The organism is Roseobacter sp. TSBP12 (assembly GCF_009129705.1).
GTDB lineage: Bacteria > Pseudomonadota > Alphaproteobacteria > Rhodobacterales > Rhodobacteraceae > Celeribacter > Celeribacter baekdonensis_A.
This window is the reverse complement of record NZ_PYIB01000044.1, coordinates 93,697-110,293: the sequence shown is the minus strand read 5'-3', so window position 1 is coordinate 110,293 and position 16,597 is coordinate 93,697. Positions and strand designations below refer to the sequence as shown.

At 57.3% G+C, this 16,597-nt stretch carries 12 protein-coding genes; 3 read left to right on the top strand and 9 right to left on the bottom strand.

Annotation, left to right across the window (positions count from 1 at the left end):
- Positions 1–265 precede the first annotated feature (265 nt).
- Positions 266–2,455 (top strand): NADP-dependent isocitrate dehydrogenase, encoded by a 2,190-nt coding sequence (locus C8029_RS13560; RefSeq protein ID WP_152003092.1) that lies wholly within the window; start codon positions 266–268, stop codon positions 2,453–2,455.
- 149 nt (positions 2,456–2,604) lie between these two features.
- The gene (locus C8029_RS13555; protein WP_152003091.1) at positions 2,605–4,686 is read left to right on the top strand and encodes a methyl-accepting chemotaxis protein; all 2,082 of its coding nucleotides are present in this window, start codon (positions 2,605–2,607) and stop codon (positions 4,684–4,686) included.
- Positions 4,687–4,831: 145 nt separating this feature from the next.
- Here the strand turns inward: C8029_RS13555 and C8029_RS13550 are convergent, their stop codons facing one another.
- From C8029_RS13550 to modB, 4 genes are all read right to left on the bottom strand, one after another.
- Positions 4,832–8,092, bottom strand: coding sequence for an efflux RND transporter permease subunit (locus tag C8029_RS13550; RefSeq protein ID WP_009572904.1), 3,261 nt, complete (start codon positions 8,090–8,092; stop codon positions 4,832–4,834).
- Positions 8,085–9,071, bottom strand: a complete 987-nt coding sequence (locus tag C8029_RS13545; RefSeq protein WP_009572905.1) for an efflux RND transporter periplasmic adaptor subunit — start codon at positions 9,069–9,071, stop codon at positions 8,085–8,087. The genes C8029_RS13550 and C8029_RS13545 overlap by 8 nt, the downstream gene beginning before the upstream one ends.
- A gap of 134 nt (positions 9,072–9,205) precedes the next feature.
- Positions 9,206–10,330, bottom strand: coding sequence for a molybdenum ABC transporter ATP-binding protein (gene modC, locus C8029_RS13540; RefSeq protein WP_009572906.1), 1,125 nt, complete (start codon positions 10,328–10,330; stop codon positions 9,206–9,208).
- Positions 10,327–11,040 (bottom strand): molybdate ABC transporter permease subunit, encoded by a 714-nt coding sequence (modB, locus tag C8029_RS13535; protein ID WP_009572907.1) that lies wholly within the window; start codon positions 11,038–11,040, stop codon positions 10,327–10,329. The genes modC and modB overlap by 4 nt, the downstream gene beginning before the upstream one ends.
- A 379-nt stretch (positions 11,041–11,419) precedes the next feature.
- On the opposite strand from modB, the gene C8029_RS13530 reads away from it, so the two are divergent.
- A complete protein-coding gene (locus C8029_RS13530) occupies positions 11,420–12,103 on the top strand; it encodes a sugar transferase (RefSeq protein ID WP_081583732.1) in 684 nt (227 codons plus the stop codon).
- Between the two features lie 19 nt (positions 12,104–12,122).
- Here C8029_RS13530 and C8029_RS13525 read toward each other — a convergent pair whose 3' ends face one another.
- From C8029_RS13525 to C8029_RS13505, 5 genes are all read right to left on the bottom strand, one after another.
- Positions 12,123–13,538 carry an ArnT family glycosyltransferase gene (locus tag C8029_RS13525; protein ID WP_193217651.1) on the bottom strand — a complete coding sequence of 472 codons (1,416 nt, stop codon included), beginning with the start codon at positions 13,536–13,538 and terminating at the stop codon, positions 12,123–12,125.
- Positions 13,513–13,818: a lipid-A-disaccharide synthase N-terminal domain-containing protein gene (locus C8029_RS13520; RefSeq protein ID WP_226946334.1), complete on the bottom strand. Its 306-nt coding sequence runs from the start codon at positions 13,816–13,818 to the stop codon at positions 13,513–13,515. The genes C8029_RS13525 and C8029_RS13520 overlap by 26 nt, the downstream gene beginning before the upstream one ends.
- A 16-nt stretch (positions 13,819–13,834) precedes the next feature.
- Complete coding sequence (locus C8029_RS13515) at positions 13,835–14,575, bottom strand: glycosyltransferase family 2 protein (protein ID WP_152003089.1); 741 nt, start codon at positions 14,573–14,575, stop codon at positions 13,835–13,837.
- A 174-nt stretch (positions 14,576–14,749) separates the two neighbouring features.
- Positions 14,750–15,112: a DUF5368 domain-containing protein gene (locus C8029_RS13510; RefSeq protein WP_152003088.1), complete on the bottom strand. Its 363-nt coding sequence runs from the start codon at positions 15,110–15,112 to the stop codon at positions 14,750–14,752.
- A 12-nt stretch (positions 15,113–15,124) separates the two neighbouring features.
- Complete coding sequence (locus tag C8029_RS13505) at positions 15,125–16,453, bottom strand: NAD(P)/FAD-dependent oxidoreductase (RefSeq protein WP_152003087.1); 1,329 nt, start codon at positions 16,451–16,453, stop codon at positions 15,125–15,127.
- Positions 16,454–16,597 lie beyond the last annotated feature (144 nt).

Sequence of the window (16,597 nt, the reverse complement as noted above, 5' to 3'; positions counted from 1 at the left end):
GCGCTTCACAATCGGAATCACGCGTTTTACGGTGATGAAATGCGCATTAGCTTATTTTTTAATCACAAGACTTTGGCAAACCGGATCATAAGACGCCGTTTCCCGCCGCAATCCGCCGCAGCATTTGCATTGTATACCTCGGGATACATTGACTTGAGACCCATACTCCGCTACCCGAAAGCCCAAGCGCAAAAGGGCAATTGCCCCAATGCAGAATCGCTGAAAAGCATCGCTTAAAGTGGCAGACCCACTAGTGGAGGACCCCATGGCCCAAGAGACCCCCGATATCATCTACACCATCGTAGACGAAGCCCCTGAACTCGCGCGTGGATCGCTTTTGCCGATCATCACCTCGTTCTCCGAAGCCGCAGGAATCAACGTCGAGACCCGCGATATTTCGGTCGCCGCCCGCATCCTCGCGCTGTTCCCGGAGCTGCTTTCGGACGATCAAAAAGTGTCTGACGATTTGGCCGAACTGGGCGAGTTGGTGAAAACCCCCGAAGCCAACGTGATCAAACTGCCAAACGTCTCGGCCTCCGTACCGCAACTTGAAGCCGCGATCAAAGAATTACAGTCGCAAGGCTACCCGATCCCGTCCTACCCGGCCGATCCGCAAACCGACGCAGAAAAGGCGATCCGCGCCAAATACGACACGATCAAAGGCTCCGCCGTGAACCCGGTTCTGCGCGAAGGGAACTCGGATCGTCGCTCCGCCAAAGCCGTGAAAGAATACGCCAAGGCCAACCCGCACCGCATGGGCACATGGACCTCAGCCTCCAAAACCACGGTCGCCTCGATGCCGGGCAACGACTTTTTCGCCAATGAAAAAGCCGCCACCATCACGGCTGCCCAAGCGGGCGGCGCAAAGATCGTTTTCACCGCCAAAGACGGCACCGAGACCGTTCTGAAATCCGGTTTGAAATACGCCGAGGGCGAAGTGGTCGACGCGACCTTCCTCTCCGCCAAGGCCCTGCGCGCCTATATCAAAGCCGAAATCGAAAGCATGGAGCCGGGCGTTTTGTTCTCCGTGCACCTCAAAGCCACGATGATGAAGGTCTCTGACCCGATCATCTTCGGTCACTTCGTGTCGGTTTATCTCGAAGATTTCATCGCCAAACACGGGGCCTCTCTGGATTGGAACCCGAACGACGGCATCGGTGAATTGGACAAACTGATCGCGGACAATGCCGAGATGAAAGCGGACCTCAAAGCCGCCCTTGACGCCCGTCCGCCACTTTACATGGTGAATTCTGACAAGGGCATCACCAACCTGCATGTGCCCTCCGACGTGATCATCGACGCCTCCATGCCCGCTGTGATCAAAGCCGGTGGCATCGGTTGGGGCCCGGACGGCAAAGCGGCTGACACCAAATGCTGCATCCCGGACAATTCCTACGCCTGCGTCTATGACGAAACGGTCGAGTATTTCAAAGAGACCGGCACGCTGGACATCACCACCTGTGGTGCCGTGTCCAATGTTGGCCTGATGGCACAAAAGGCCGAAGAATACGGCTCCCACCCGACCACCTTCGAAATGAAGGCAGACGGCAAAGTCGAGATCGTTTTGGACAACGGCGATGTCCTGCATTCCCACGCGGTTGAAGCGGGCGACATCTGGCGGTCGTGTACTGCGAAAAAAGCGCCGATCCTCGATTGGATTCAACTCGGCGTCGAACGTTTTGACGCCACCGGCACCGGTGCCTTCTGGTTGGATGCCAACCGCGCGCATGATGCGGAGCTGATCAAATATGTCGAACCGGCGCTGAAAGCCGCAGGCAAAGACATCCCGATCATGGCCCCGCGTGAGGCCACCCGTTTCTCCTTTGTCGAGATGCGCAAAGGCAAAGACGTTGTGACCATCACCGGCAACGTGCTGCGCGATTATCTGACAGATCTGTTCCCGATCCTGGAACTGGGCACCTCGGCGAAAATGCTCTCCATCGTCAAATTGATGAACGGCGGCGGCATGTTTGAAACCGGGGCTGGCGGCTCTGCGCCGAAACACGTGCAGCAGGTGATCGAAGAAAACCACCTGCGCTGGGACAGCCTTGGCGAATTCTGTGCCTTGGGCGAAAGCTACGCGTTCTTGGCCGCCTCGCGAGGCAAAGCCAAAGCAGCCGTTTTGGCGACTGCTGTCGAAGAGGCGACCCAAAAGCTGTTGTTGAATGGCAAGTCGCCGGAGCGCAAAGTCGGTGAAAACGACAACCGCTCATCGCACTACTGGTTTGCGCGCTACTGGGCCGAAGCCTTGGCCGCTCAGTCCACCGATGCCGCTCTGGCTGCGCATTTCGCCCCGATTGCCAAAGAGTTGGTCGAGAAAGAAGAGATCATCCTGGACGAGTTGAAAATCTCCGAAGGTGAACCCGCCGATTTGGGCGGCTATTATCACGCAGATCCGGCCAAAGTCGCCTCTGTGATGCGCCCTTCGGCCACGCTGAACGCCATCATTGGTTGATCTAAGCAGCGGTTTTAAAACAGAAAGGGAGCCATCTTGGCTCCCTTTTTTAGTTTTTGGGCGCCTTAAACCCCTCCTTAAGGGATTGCCGATACTGTGCTGTCAGATCGTGGCGAACTCCCGCCATAAAGTGACGGCATAGGGCTCAAATGTTCAGTAAGTTTAAACGCACAAAATCTACGACACTCTCTCGTCCGACGGATGCGGCCCTTTTGACCGCCGTCGACAAAACCCATTTTATGCTCAACTGTACGCCAGACGGATTCATCCTCTCCGCCAACGCACAGTTCTGTCGTCGCATGGGATTTGATGAGACGTCGATTGTCGGCATCCCCTATAAAACCCTTGTCCGCAACAAAGATCACACCGAATGTGCCGCACTTTGGGCGGAACTCGCCAAAGGTGAGCCGCACAATCAAATCATGCCGCGCCTCAATGCCTCGGGCGAAGAGGTTTGGCTTGATACCACCTATGTTCCGATCAAAGATGATCAGGGGGCCGTTGCTTATATTGCGATCATTGCCCGCGAAATTTCTGAAATGCATCTGCGCCGCCGTGACAACCGATCCAAAGAGGATGCGATCAAGCGCTCGATGGCGGTGATCGAATTTGACCTTCAGGGCAATATCCTCATCGCGAATGATCATTTTCTCTCTGCGACCGGCTATTCCATGGAGGAATTGAAGGGTCAACACCACAGCATTTTCATGCCAAAGGATGAGGTCAATACTCAGGCCTATCGTGACTTCTGGACCCGCCTCGGACAAGGCGCCTCCGAAAAGGGGCCGGTGAAACGCATTGCGAAAGACGGCTCGGTGGTCTGGCTTGAAAGCACCTATGAAACCCTGATCGACCCTGAAGGGCGCCCTTTTAAGGTGGTGAAATACGCTTTTGACATCACAACAGCCAAAAACATGGAAGCGGATGCACGCGGTCAAATCGACGCCATCCAAAAGGTTCAGGCCGTGATCGAATTCAATCCAGATGGCACAATCCGCCGCGCCAATGACAACTTTTGTCACGTCATGGGCTATGACGAATCCGAAATCATTGGCAAACACCACAGACTCTTCATCGACCCGGCCTATGCGGCGTCTTCTGACTATGCACAATTCTGGGCGCGTCTGAGATCGGGCGAAGCGCTCAGTGACGAATACGCGCGTCTTGGCAAAAACGGCCAACGCATCACCATCAAAGCCAGCTACAATCCGATCCGCAATGCGGCGGGACAAGTTGTGAAAGTCGTCAAATTTGCCGTCGACACAACCATCTACCGCCGCACCGCTGAAACCCTCATGGCAGGTCTTGATGCCTTGGCACATGGCAACCTGGCGGTACAACTCGACGCCGATCTGGGTGAATTCGATGACATTCGAAAAAATTTCAACATTGCCCTCTCGAAACTCAATCACACGATTGGCAGCGTGGCTGACAGCACGCAAATCATCAAAGCAGAATCCGACGCCATCGGCCATGCCACGGATGATCTTGCCCGACGCACGGAAGCCCAGGCGGCAACCCTCGAAGAAAGTGCCTCGGCCCTCGACGAGTTGGTGGCCTCTGTCACAGGCGTGGCAAACACTGCCGGTACGGTCCAGAGTCAATCCAAAGAAGCACAGGGTTACACAGTCCAAGCCGGCGATGTCGTGGATCGCGCTGTGAATGCAATGGACGAGATTGAAAACTCGTCGAAACAAGTCGCTTCGATCACCTCCGTCATCGACGACATCGCGTTTCAAACCAATCTTTTGGCTCTAAATGCCGGTGTGGAAGCTGCGCGTGCAGGCGATGCGGGGCGTGGCTTTGCCGTGGTTGCCTCGGAAGTTCGCGCCTTGGCGCAGAGGTCGTCAGATGCCGCGCGTGAAATCGCAACGCTCATTGACACATCGAACCGTCAGGTCGCGAATGGCGTTGATTTGGTCCGCGAAGCCGGGGCCGCCCTTGGCCGTATTCGTGAAGCCGTCGAGAAAATCAATCACGGGATCGAGCAGGTCGCAACCTCAACAACGGAACAGGCCACCGGCCTTGGCGAATTAAGCTCGGCAATCAACCAGCTTGACCAAACCACACAACAAAACGCCGCCATGTCGGAAGAAACCAACGCCGCAACAGTCAGCTTGCAAAACAACATTGCCGCGATGGAACAAGACGTCAGCTTTTTCTCGGTGCAAGACACTCAGAGCAGTGCAAGTGTCAAACCATTTGAGGTTGGGTTGTCCCGTAGCGCGTAGCGCGTTTCACGGACAGTTCCGGCGAGGCTCATAAGGCTGACATCGTTCGTGGTATCAGGCAAAAGAGGGGGCGTATTACGCCCCCTCTTTATTTCCTATTCCTGATTGAGAACCATGTGACCTCGCGCAGGGCTGGTTCCGCCCATCACATTTTGAAAATGCGATAGATGGCTGGGATAACCAGCACGGTCAGTGCCGTCGAAGACAACAGCCCAAACAAGAGCGAAATCGCCAGACCTTGGAAGATCGGGTCCACCAAAATCACCGCCGCCCCAATCATCGCGGCAATCGCGGTCAACAGGATCGGCTTGAACCGCGTGGCCCCTGCTTCGATGAGAATTTCAAGCGTCACATTGCCTTGATCATCGGCGTTGCGAATGAAATCGACCAAGAGGATCGAGTTTCGCACAATGATCCCCGCCAAAGCGATGAAGCCAATCATCGACGTGGCCGAAAACGGCGCCCCAAACGACCAGTGCCCGATCATGATCCCCAAAAAGGTCAATGGCACCGGCGTCAGGATCACCAAGGGCAAGCGGAACGAGCCAAACTGAGCCACCACGAGGATGTAAATCCCCAAAAGCGCCACACCGAACGCCGCCCCCATGTCGCGGAAGGTGATCCAAGTCACCTCCCACTCGCCATCCCACAACAAGGTCGGATGCTCGGTTTGCGACGGTTGACCATGCAGCGAAATCTCAGGCTTCGTCCCCTCCGGCCAGTCCATCGCATCCAACTTATCCGCAACAGCCATCATGCCATAAAGCGGCGCTTCATATTCACCGGCGAGTTCGGCCTGAACCATCACCACATCGTAGCCATTGTGACGGAAAATCGGAAAGGAAGTTTGTTCCTCGGTGATTTGAACCACATCGCCCAGCTCCACCACGCCACGCCCACCGGGCAATGCATTGGCTGGCACCGGGGTGGACAGTGTTTCGGCATCCAAAACCCGATCCGCACGATCACGTCCGATTACAATCGGGATCGGGCGGCGGCCTTCGCCCCGGTGCGAATAGCCCACCGTGGTATAACTGTTCAAAAGTTGAAGCGTCTGCGCGGCATCGGTTTCATTGACCTGATAAAAGTTCAAATCAGACGGCTGCATTTCGGCCCGGATGCGCCGTGCCTGAACCCCGAAATTATCATCGGTATCGACGATGAAATCGACATCTTCAAAGGCGTCGCGCACCTTGCCTGCAACTGCACGCCGGGTTTCGCCATCGGGGCCATAGATTTCGGCCAGAAGCGTCGAAATCACCGGCGGTCCAGGCGGAGGTTCGACCACTTTCATCGCGGTGCCAGGCGGTACAGTGATACCCTCAAGGATTATTTCCCGCAGTTCGAGCGCGATATCATGCGAGGTCCGGTCACGTTCGGTTTTCGGCAAAAGTTTGAGTTGCACCTCGCCCATTTCCGGGTTTTCGCGCAAATAGTAATGCCGCACGAGACCGTTGAAGTTGAAGGGGGCGGAGGTGCCCGCATGGGTCTGGGCCGACATCACTTCAGGCAGGCCCATGGCGAGGCGCGCCGCCTGTTGGACAATCGCATCCGTGGCCTCGACAGATGCGCCTTCCGGCAAATCGACCATGATGGCCAGTTCGGATTTGTTGTCAAAGGGCAGCAATTTGACCGTGACGTCTTTGGTATACAGCGCGCCGAGCGAGCCAAAAGACAGCACGATCACTGCCAACAAAAACATCCAAGCGACTTTTTTCGACGCCAAAACGGGCCGCGCAATGGAGGCGTAAAACTTGCCCAATGTGCCACCGGGAAACGCGCCCTCTTCGTCGTGATGAAGATCCGCGCGTCCTGCGATTTTCAACATCAACCAAGGCGTGATCATCACCGCCACGAAAAAGGAAAAGATCATCGCAGCCGAGGCATTGGCCGGGATCGGGGACATATATGGCCCCATCAACCCCGAGACAAAGAGCATCGGCAACAGCGCCACGACCACCGTCAACGTGGCCACGATGGTCGGATTTCCAACCTCAGCCACGGCGGCAACCGCGGCGCCAAACCGGTTCTGACCCGGCTTTTTCATGCCCCAATGACGGGCGATGTTTTCGATCACCACAATGGCGTCATCGACCAAAATCCCGATGGAGAAAATCAGCGCAAACAGCGACACCCGGTTGAGCGTATAGCCCATGATATAGGCGGCAAAGAGGGTCAAAAGGATGGTGACCGGGATCACGATGGCGACCACAACGGCCTCGCGCCAACCGATGGCGATCAACACCAAAATAACGATGGAGACGGTCGCAAGCCCCAGGTGAAACAGCAATTCATTGGCTTTTTCATTGGCGGTTTCGCCGTAATCGCGGGTCACTTCGATGCTGACGCTGTCGGGAATGATGCTGCCTTCCATCTCGGACACACGGGCCAAAACCTCTTCGGCCACAGTCACCGCATTGGCCCCCGCGCGCTTGGCAATGGCCAAGGTCACGGCGGGGCGGCGGACGATCTCGGCGCTCATGTCGATCGCGGCATGGCCGCCTTCGACCCCGCTGTCGACCCCCGCGCGCGTCAGGGTCGCCACATGTTTTTCGTCCAGATCGGAGACAAACCCAACATCAGCCACATCGCGGACATAGACCGTGCGGCCATCGCGGGCGGTGAGTTCGAGGTTGCCGATTTCTTCCGGCGTGGTCAGGGTTTTGCCGATAATCAGGCCAATTTGGTCGCCACCATCGCGCAGCAAACCCGCCGGGGATGAGGCGTTTGCGCTCTGCACTTTGCCTGCAAGCTGTTGTAAGGTAATACCATAAAGCGCCAGTTTTTCCGGCGAGGGGGCAACACGAAGCGCCTCTTCGGTGCCGCCAATCACATAGGTGAGACCGACGTTTTCGATCCGGGCGAGGCGCACTTCAACCTCTTTGACGATCCGGGTGAGATCAGAAGGCATCATGCCTTCATTCCCTTCAGCAGGGCTAAAGGTCAGCGCGACAATCGCCACGTCATTGATGCCCCGGCCCACGACCAAGGGTTCGGGAATACCGACCGGGATACGGTCGAGATTGGCCATGATTTTATCGCGCACCCGCAGGATGGCTGTGTCGGACGACACGCCGACCATGAAGCGCGCAGAGACCATAACGTGATCATCGCGGCTGTCCGAATAGACATGTTCGACCTGATCAATGCCTTTGACGATGGTCTCCAACGGCTCGGTCACGAGTTTGAGCGCATCCTGCGCCTTAAGCCCAGAGGTATCGACATGAATGTCGACCATGGGTACGGAGATCTGCGGCTCCTCTTCGCGTGGCAAAGACACCAGCGCGATCATGCCCACGGCCAAAGAGGCCAAGAGAAACAAGGGGGTGAGCGGGGAGAGAATGAATGTACGGGTCAAACGCCCGGCGAGGCCGAGCGCACCCGAGGGACCGTGCGGATTATTCATGAGACGTCACCACCACATCGCCAGCGGTCAACCCGCTTAGAATTTCGACCCAAACAATGCCGTCTGCTTCAACCCGATTGCCAGGAACGACCACACGGTCCGAGGGGCCGGATGGCAGTTCGACGGAAACGAAATCAAGCCCACCAGATTGGGTCAGCGCGGTTTCAGGGACCAAAAGCCCGTCGTGGCTGCCCACCGGCAAGCGCACTTGAACCCGACGGCCGACAAAGGTGGTCTCAAGGTCTTCGACCTCGACATCGGCTTGCACCCGACCGCCCTCAATCAGTGGATAGATTTTGGCAAGCGTGCCGGATGTGGCGGTGCCTGCTTCGGTGATTTCGATGGTGTCGCCCTGTTTGAGCGTATCGGCGTAACGTTCGGAGACACCAAGACGTAAGAACGCACCGCCTGCGCCGATGGTTGCGACCTCTTCACCGGCAAACACGACGCCGCCTTTGGACACCGGCACGGAGAGCACCAAACCCGCCTCGGGCGCCAGCACTTCGCCTTCTTCGATCTGACGTGCTACGACTTGGCGTTCGGATTTCAGGCTGGTGATCTGACTTTCGAGCACATTCACGTTGGTTTGCAAGGCTTGCAGGCTTTGGTTGGAAATCACCCCGCGTTCCGAGAGGGATTGTCCGCGCTCCAGATCGGCCTGAGCCTGATCCAATTGCGAACCAAAAGCGTCGAGCTGGGCGTCGATACCTTCGATTTGGAACAACAGTTTGGTGTCTTCGATGATGGCGACCCGTTGACCAGCCTCAACCATATCGCCTTCGGTCACATCGAGCGCGGAAATCGTTCCGCCAATCCGGGCGCGGGCGGGGACGCGATCGCGGGTTTCAACCTCGGCATAAACCGGTTTCCATTCGATGACCGCCTGTGGGGTCACAGTCAAAGTCTCGCCAAAGGCGGGGTCAATGGCCAGAAAACTTCCGGACATCAGCGGTAAGATGAGCATTAGGGTGCGGCGCATAAGGTCCTCATTTCGGTTCTGTGAGTGTCATCACATAATATTCAATTTTTTGCATATGTAGCAAATCATATGCCATGTGCAAGCGCAGCTTGGTCTTTGAGTAGGAGAAAATAAGCAATCTGTCACGGATTACTCTATTTTCCGTCCCTCACCTCGCCTGCCCCAAGCGGCACCGCACCACGCGCCACTGTTTGACGCGCAATCGAGACGGATTTAATCACAGCGTGACAAGGCATACCTTGTTTTAGGTCAAGAGCGGCGGCGGAACGTTTGGTCACCCGCGCCAAAACCACACCCGCAGGTGTTGCGAGCGAAACCATGACCCCCGGCCCCTCGCCCATGCGGATTTGCGCGATGGTTCCGGGCATAATATTGAGTGCCGAAAGCCCCTTTGGACGCGCGGGCGACAAGATCACATCCTGCGCCGCAATTCTCAGGCGGACCTGCGCGCCGAGGACCGCGTCCAATGTGGGCAAAAACAACGGCACGCCCCCGGCGGACAGTTCGGTCAGACCATCCGCATGATGCGCCTGCACCCGCGCCGGAATAAGCGCCCCCGCGCCATGCACACCTGCGGGCATGAGGTTTGGATCGCCAAGGATTTCAACTGCCCCGCCCTGCCCCGTGACGCGCCCGGCCTCAAAGGCCACCACGGTTGTCGCCAGACGCGCGACCTCGGCGGGGCTGTGACTGACATAGAGGATCGGGATAGAAACCTCATCGCGAAGCCGTTCAAAATATGGGAGAATTTCGTCTTTTCGCGCCTCATCAAGTGCGGCCAGAGGTTCATCGGCCAAGATCAAATCCGGCCCGGACAGCAGCGCACGACCAATGGCGACCCGTTGCTGTTCACCGCCAGACAACCCGGCTGGACGCCGATCTAACAAATGTCCGATGCCCAGCATCTCGACCATCTGTGCCACCTCAGCCTCGGGCACATCGCGGGCGGAAAATCGGCGGCCATAGTCGAGATTTTGCCGCACAGACAGATGCGGAAACAACCGGGCATCTTGGAAAATCGTGCCGATCCGACGTTTGTGCGGCGGCAAGCAAATCCCCGCCCCGGTGTCGCACAACACCCGGCCATTGATCACCACCCGCGCCTCATCCGGGGCAAACAGCCCGGCAATCGCGCGTATCACCGTGGATTTGCCGGAGCCCGACCGACCAAACAGTGCCGTCACACCCGAGGGCACATCAAATTGCGCCTCAAGGGCAAACCCCTGAAACTGGTGACGGAGCTGAACCGAAATGCTCATGCGCCACGCCCCCGTTTGGCCATACGCCGGGCCAAAAACTCAGACAGGATCAACGCCCCCATCGCCAAAACAATCGAAATCATCACCAATCTGAGGGCCGCGCTTTCACCGCCGGGCACTTGTAGGAACGCGTAGATGGCCGAGGGCAGCGTGCGGGTTTGACCAGGAATGTTGGAGACAAAGGTGATCGTCGCGCCAAATTCGCCCAAAGCCTTGGCAAAGGCCAAAACCACTCCGGCGAGCACACCGGGCAAGGCCAAGGGCAACGTCACGGTCCAAAACACCCGGATCGGTGAGGCTCCGAGCGAGGTGGCGGCCTCTTCCAATTTGGGATCAACCGCCTCAATGGACAGGCGGATCGCCCGCACCATCAAAGGAAAGCCCATAATCGCTGCCGCCAAAGCGGCACCACTCCAGCGAAAGGCCAAGACAATCCCGATCTCTTGGAGCGCCGCGCCAAACGGCGCGCGCGCACCAAAGGTCATCAACAACAGATAGCCGGTGACCACCGGGGGTAGAATCAGCGGCAAATGCACAAAACCATTGAGAATTTCGCGCCCCGCAAACCGCCACCGCGCCAAAGCATAGGCCACAAATACCCCCAAAGGCAGGCTGAGAAGCGCCGCCCAAAAGGCCACTTTGAGAGACAGGGCCACGGCCTGCCATTCCGCAGCGCCCAAGCCGAACCAATGTGCCACCTGCTCGGTCATTTGTCCTCCGTCATCGCCACAGCCCCATTTGTATCAACCGCGTGTCAGCCGACACCAAGCAAGACTGACCTCAGGCCTCGTATTCATCCGATCCCTATCAGTTCTCCCCTTGTCACGGAAATTCGCCCCATAATGGTTGGCAGGCACCAAAGTGCAAGCCCCCTCAGGGCTTTGTGCCCTGTCGCCATTTTCCCAATGATCGCGTAAAACCGTCTGAAAATCGGCAATTTTTTGCGGCTTAAAAATAAAAATGCCACATAAATCTACGCTTATGCCATTAAACCGTGATACTAAGTCGCGGGACTGTTATCCCCGTGAAAAGAATCGTGCATCGGCACGGTTGATATTATGTTTACTGTACACGTCGCGGGGGGCGGAAATGTCCATTTTATCAAAAGGAAATTCGCAGTTTTCAAAGGGGGTCCGTCCCGCGCCTCCTCAGTCGGGAATTTTGTATCGAAAGGGTGGCAAGCGCGCTTTTGATTTGCTGCTCGCCGCCACAATGACTCCGTTCATTTTGCCGGTGATCCTGATGCTCGCCTTTTTGGTGCGTCTCGACGGCGGGCCTGCCTTTTATATGCAGCGCCGGGTTGGCCGAAACGGAAAATTATTCCAGTTTTATAAACTGCGCTCGATGCGTCAGAACGCCGATGAGCTTTTGGAACGGTTGTGCCGTGAGGACCCCGAGATCGCGGAAGAATGGCATAAATATCAGAAATTGCGACATGATCCCCGGATCACCAAAGTCGGACGGTTCATTCGCGCCACAAGTTTGGATGAGTTGCCGCAGCTTTTGAACGTGATCAAAGGTGACATGAGTTTTGTCGGCCCGCGTCCATTTATGACCAGTCAACAAATGCTCTATGAGGCGGCCAATGGCTGGGCTTATTTTGAAATGCGACCCGGCATCACCGGTGTTTGGCAAATTTCAGGGCGCGGCGAGACCAGTTTCACCGATCGCGTCCGCTACGATCATCTGTATTACAAACGCCTGAGCCTGCGCACGGATGTGGCGTTGATCGCGCGCACGGCCGGGGTCGTTTTGAAACAAACCGGGCACTGAGCGCCCCAAGCCTCAGCGATTATTTGGCAAACAAACACCCGGCGTCCACACGGGTTGCATGCAGCTCAGTGGTCGACCATGTGCCGTCACGCACCAACCCGTCCAAAGCGTCCCCCGGACAGGGGATGTCGCCTAAGGACACCACCAAGACAGGACCGGCTATATCCTCTGGCAACGCGAAATTTTGCGCATAATAGCTCGACGGACGCCCCGTTTCGGGCGTGGCATAAAGGGCCACGTCACGATCGCGGCCCGTATAAAACAGATCGGCCAAGATGTCTCGATTTGAAGTCACGACGGGCAGATCCTCACGCTCGGCCAAGGTAAGTATGCTCTCGGAAAGGGCATGACGGCCAAGATAGCGGTTCAAAAGCGGCCTGTCCCCTGACATCGGCCAAGGCACAAGGATGAGTAAGACCGGGAGCGCCACAGCCAAAATGCCATTGAGCGCAAGGGCGGCAATGCGGCCCCAACGTGGTAAGACCATCACCACCAAAACTGTGCCGGCAAAATAAGTGGCAATCGCCCAATTGGCGTAGGCTTTGTCCATAAGCGCCTGAACAGAAACGACAAAAATAGCGGGGATCGACAAGAGCACAAGGGCGCGATGGGCCTGAGTGCGCGGGCGCAGATATGCCCAGATCAGCGCCGCCATCGGGATCACGCCAAAGACTCCGAACTGGCTACCAAGGAACGTCAGGAGTGAGCCAAGGTCGAATTTTGCGCCGTGACGCACCCACCCGGCATTGTCCATCGTGTGCGACACTGTGGTCAGATCATGCGACAGGTTCCACATGACATTGGGAGAAATCACCAGGGCAAAGCCTGCGATCATCACCGCAAGATTGCGCCAACCGGGACGCAGCATGGGCACAAAGATCATCGCCAACCCGGCCCCCGCCAAAATATAAATGGCGGCATATTTCGCCATAAAGGCCAGCCCGGCGAACAGGCCGACCGCCAACGCATCCGAGGCGCGGCGGGTGTCGGCGGTGCGGAACAGAAACAAAAGCGCGGCGGCATAAAACGGCGCCATGATCGTATCGGTCGAGATCATCACCGAACCGAGGCTGACAAAGGGCAGCGAGAGATAGAGCGCCACGGTCCAAAGCGCGGCGGCGCGTCCGATCAATCGCGCGGCCAAGGCACCCAAGATCAAAGCCGTGATGCCATGCAACACCGCGCCGGGCATCCGCACCCAAAACGCTGCATCGGACCCGGCCAGATCGGTGACCAAACGGATCACCCAACCGATCAGAGGCGGTTTGGAATAATATCCGAAATCAAGATTTTGGCCCCAAAACCAATATTGAACCTCATCCACGAACAGGTCTGTTTGATCAAAGGCAAGTGCCAAAAGCCGCAGGCCAACGGCGACGACCACAAGGATCAGAGCGGTTGGAAGCCACTCATTCAGACGGGGTGGGTTGGGCACGTCGTTTTGCATAAATCAGCCAAAGGTTGCGGGCGTAGATAAAGACGCCGAGGGCCTGCCCCAGAATGAACACAGGGTCACGCCGATAGAGCGCATAGGCCAGAAGCATCACGCCGCCGATCAGGGAAAAATACCAAAAGGCGACCGGCATGACGCTGTCTTTGGCGCGCTCTGAGGCGATCCATTGCAACAAGAACCGCGCTGTGAACATGAGCTGCGCGGCCAGTCCAAAAACCACCCACCACAGCTCGACAACGCTGTCGACATGAAGCATATTCATCAGCATTTGCATAGGGTTAGCCTCGATTTTCGGAACGGGTAACTTCGGTGGGCCGGGCTTTTTTGCGGCGTTTCAAAAGCCATGCCACCCCGATCAGATCAATCGCACCGACAAGCGCGCGCTGAAAGTTGGAATAATGCGAGCGCCCGCCGCCGCGCGCCGCATGGGACACGTCGACATGGGCGATGGTCCAGCCATCGCGGGCAAACAGCGCAGGCAAATAGCGGTGCATGTGATCGAAATAGGGCAGCGCCAAAAAATCATCGCGGCGAAAGGCCTTGAGGCCGCAACCGGTGTCACGGGTGCCGTCTTTGAGCAGTTTCGCCCGCAGCGCATTGGCGAATTTCGAGGCATAGCGTTTGGACCAAGTGTCTTGCCGCGCCACGCGTTGACCGGCGACAAGCCCGATCTTCGCGCTGTTCGGCCCCTTGAAAGGTGCCAACATATTGGGGATTTCCGACGGTGGGTTTTGACCATCGCCATCAAGGGTACAAATATAGGTGCCCCGCGCGGCGCGCACACCGGAATGCACGCCCGCCGACTGACCGCCGGAACGGTCGTGACGGATCACCCGAAGCTCGGACATCTGCGTCATGCGGCGGGCAAGGATGTCGGCCATGCCATCATCAGAGGCGTCGTCGATGACAATCACTTCCCAAGGGCCAATGGAGGCACAGGCTTGCGCAATGCCATCGAGCAAAGCCTCAATGTTTTCGGCCTCATTGCGGGCGGGAATGATGATGGAAGTGTCGCACATATCTCGTACTCAAAGCCTTTTTCCGTTCACGCGGTCCATCACTGTGCGATTAAAGGAGCGGTGCCTTGATGTAAAGAGCAAGCCCCTTTGGACGGGGGAGAGACGCCGCCTATGAACAAGCCCCCCACTCCGCACGAGATGGGGGGCTTGACCTTCGGGTCGCTCTCGCAGCCGTCAGGATGAGGGGTCGCTGTGCGGCTTTTTGATCAGCGACTGAACGGTGTAGACCAAAATCGCCATGCCGACCGCGCCCATAGCGGCCACCCCCAACAGCACGATCACATCAATGGCCCCGCCAATATCCGAAAGCGCCGAATGGGTCATCGCCATCACGAACCAGACGGCCGCAATCGCGCCCAAAGGCATGGAGAGTTGCGCCCAAAGAAATTTGTGCCAACTCACCGACCGGTCCCGGATCAGCACATAGACATAGCCGACGGTCACCAGCACAGCAGCGATAACCATGATCCAAAACAGACCCCGGCCAAAGATTTCCTCGAAGACCGCAAGAAGGGTTTGGAATGTCATATCTTTCATATCACGCGCTCCTTACGCTTTGCCACGCAGCATGGCGTTATAGGTGGCTTTGAGGGCAACCTCTTTCATCAACCAGGAAATCCACAGCTCTTCGAGCGGGGGGATGATGCCGGGGAAAGAGGGGGTGAGGTTGTTGTTGTAGTCGAATTCCACCAACATCGCGCGGCCGATTTTGGTGATCATCGGGCAAGAGGTATAGCCGTTGTAGGTCTCGGTCGGTTCCCTACCCGCGATGGCGGAGAGGATTTGGTCCTCAACCACCGGCACTTGCCATTTCACCGAAGCGGCAGTTTTGCCCTTTGGCACACCGGCCACATCGCCCAAGGCCCAAATGTCAGGGTAACGCAGGTGTTGCAGCGTGGCCATGTCGCATTCGACCCAGCCTTGATCGGTCCATTTGTCGACCCAGGAGAGACCGGATTGGCGGATCACCTCAGGCGCGCGTTGTGGCGGGATGACATGGAGGTAATCATAGTCGATCTCATCCGTGCCGTCTGCGGTGGTGAAGGTGGCGCGTTTGCTGCCGGGGTCGAGGGATTTCAGAACGTGATGATAAACCGGCGCAATGGTGCGATCACCAAAGAGCATACGGACCTTTTCCGACACAATCGGCACCCCGAACAACGCGCCATCATGAGCTGCGTAGGTGATTTCGGCTTTGCCCCGGTGTCCCGCACGACGCAGGCGATCATCAATCAAAAACGTGTGTTTCAAAGGCGCGCCGGCGCATTTCATTTCGGTGCCCGGACGGGTGAACACGCCATGCCCGCCCTCTTCGATAAATTTAGAGGCGGCTTTCCATGTGGCGGCGGCATATTGCGGCCCGGCATACAAAGCGCCGATGCCATTTTCACCCACCATATCAAGGGAAAACCCTTCGATCGCATCGTGGTCCAGCACAAGCCCGGGGGCCACGACGAGGAAATCGTATCCAAGCGTGTCACCACCTTCGGTCGATACGGTTTTCGCGACGGGGTCGATGGCGGCGGCTTTTTGCGCGATCAACGTGACGCCTTTGGGCAACCAATCGGTGGTTTTTGAGGTGACATAGCTGGCAGATTTCAGACCGGCGGCGACCAAGGTCAGACCCGGTTGGTAGAGATGCTCTTGGCGCGGATCAATGAGGGTGATCTGTGCCCCGTCAAGCCGGGTGACCAATCGGTTGGCAAGGGCGGTGCCGCCCGCGCCTGCCCCGATGATGACGATTTTGGCGGCCGTTTTAAGCGGCGCGGCCTGGACCGTGCCAGAGCTTGCGGCAAGGGCCGTGGCGCCGATCGCGAGGCCTAAGAATCCGCGCCGATCCAACGGCCGATCCAACGTAGGTGAAGAACGGGTGTTCATGGGTGTCTCCGCATTGTCGTATGCATATGTATGCATTGTTTTGGTGTAAGAAATCCGCCCCGAAGGGCGGTCCATGTTGGAAAATTGGCCCCGAGGGCGGGGAATGGCATCCGCCCTCGGAGGTCGACCCTGACCGGGACGCAG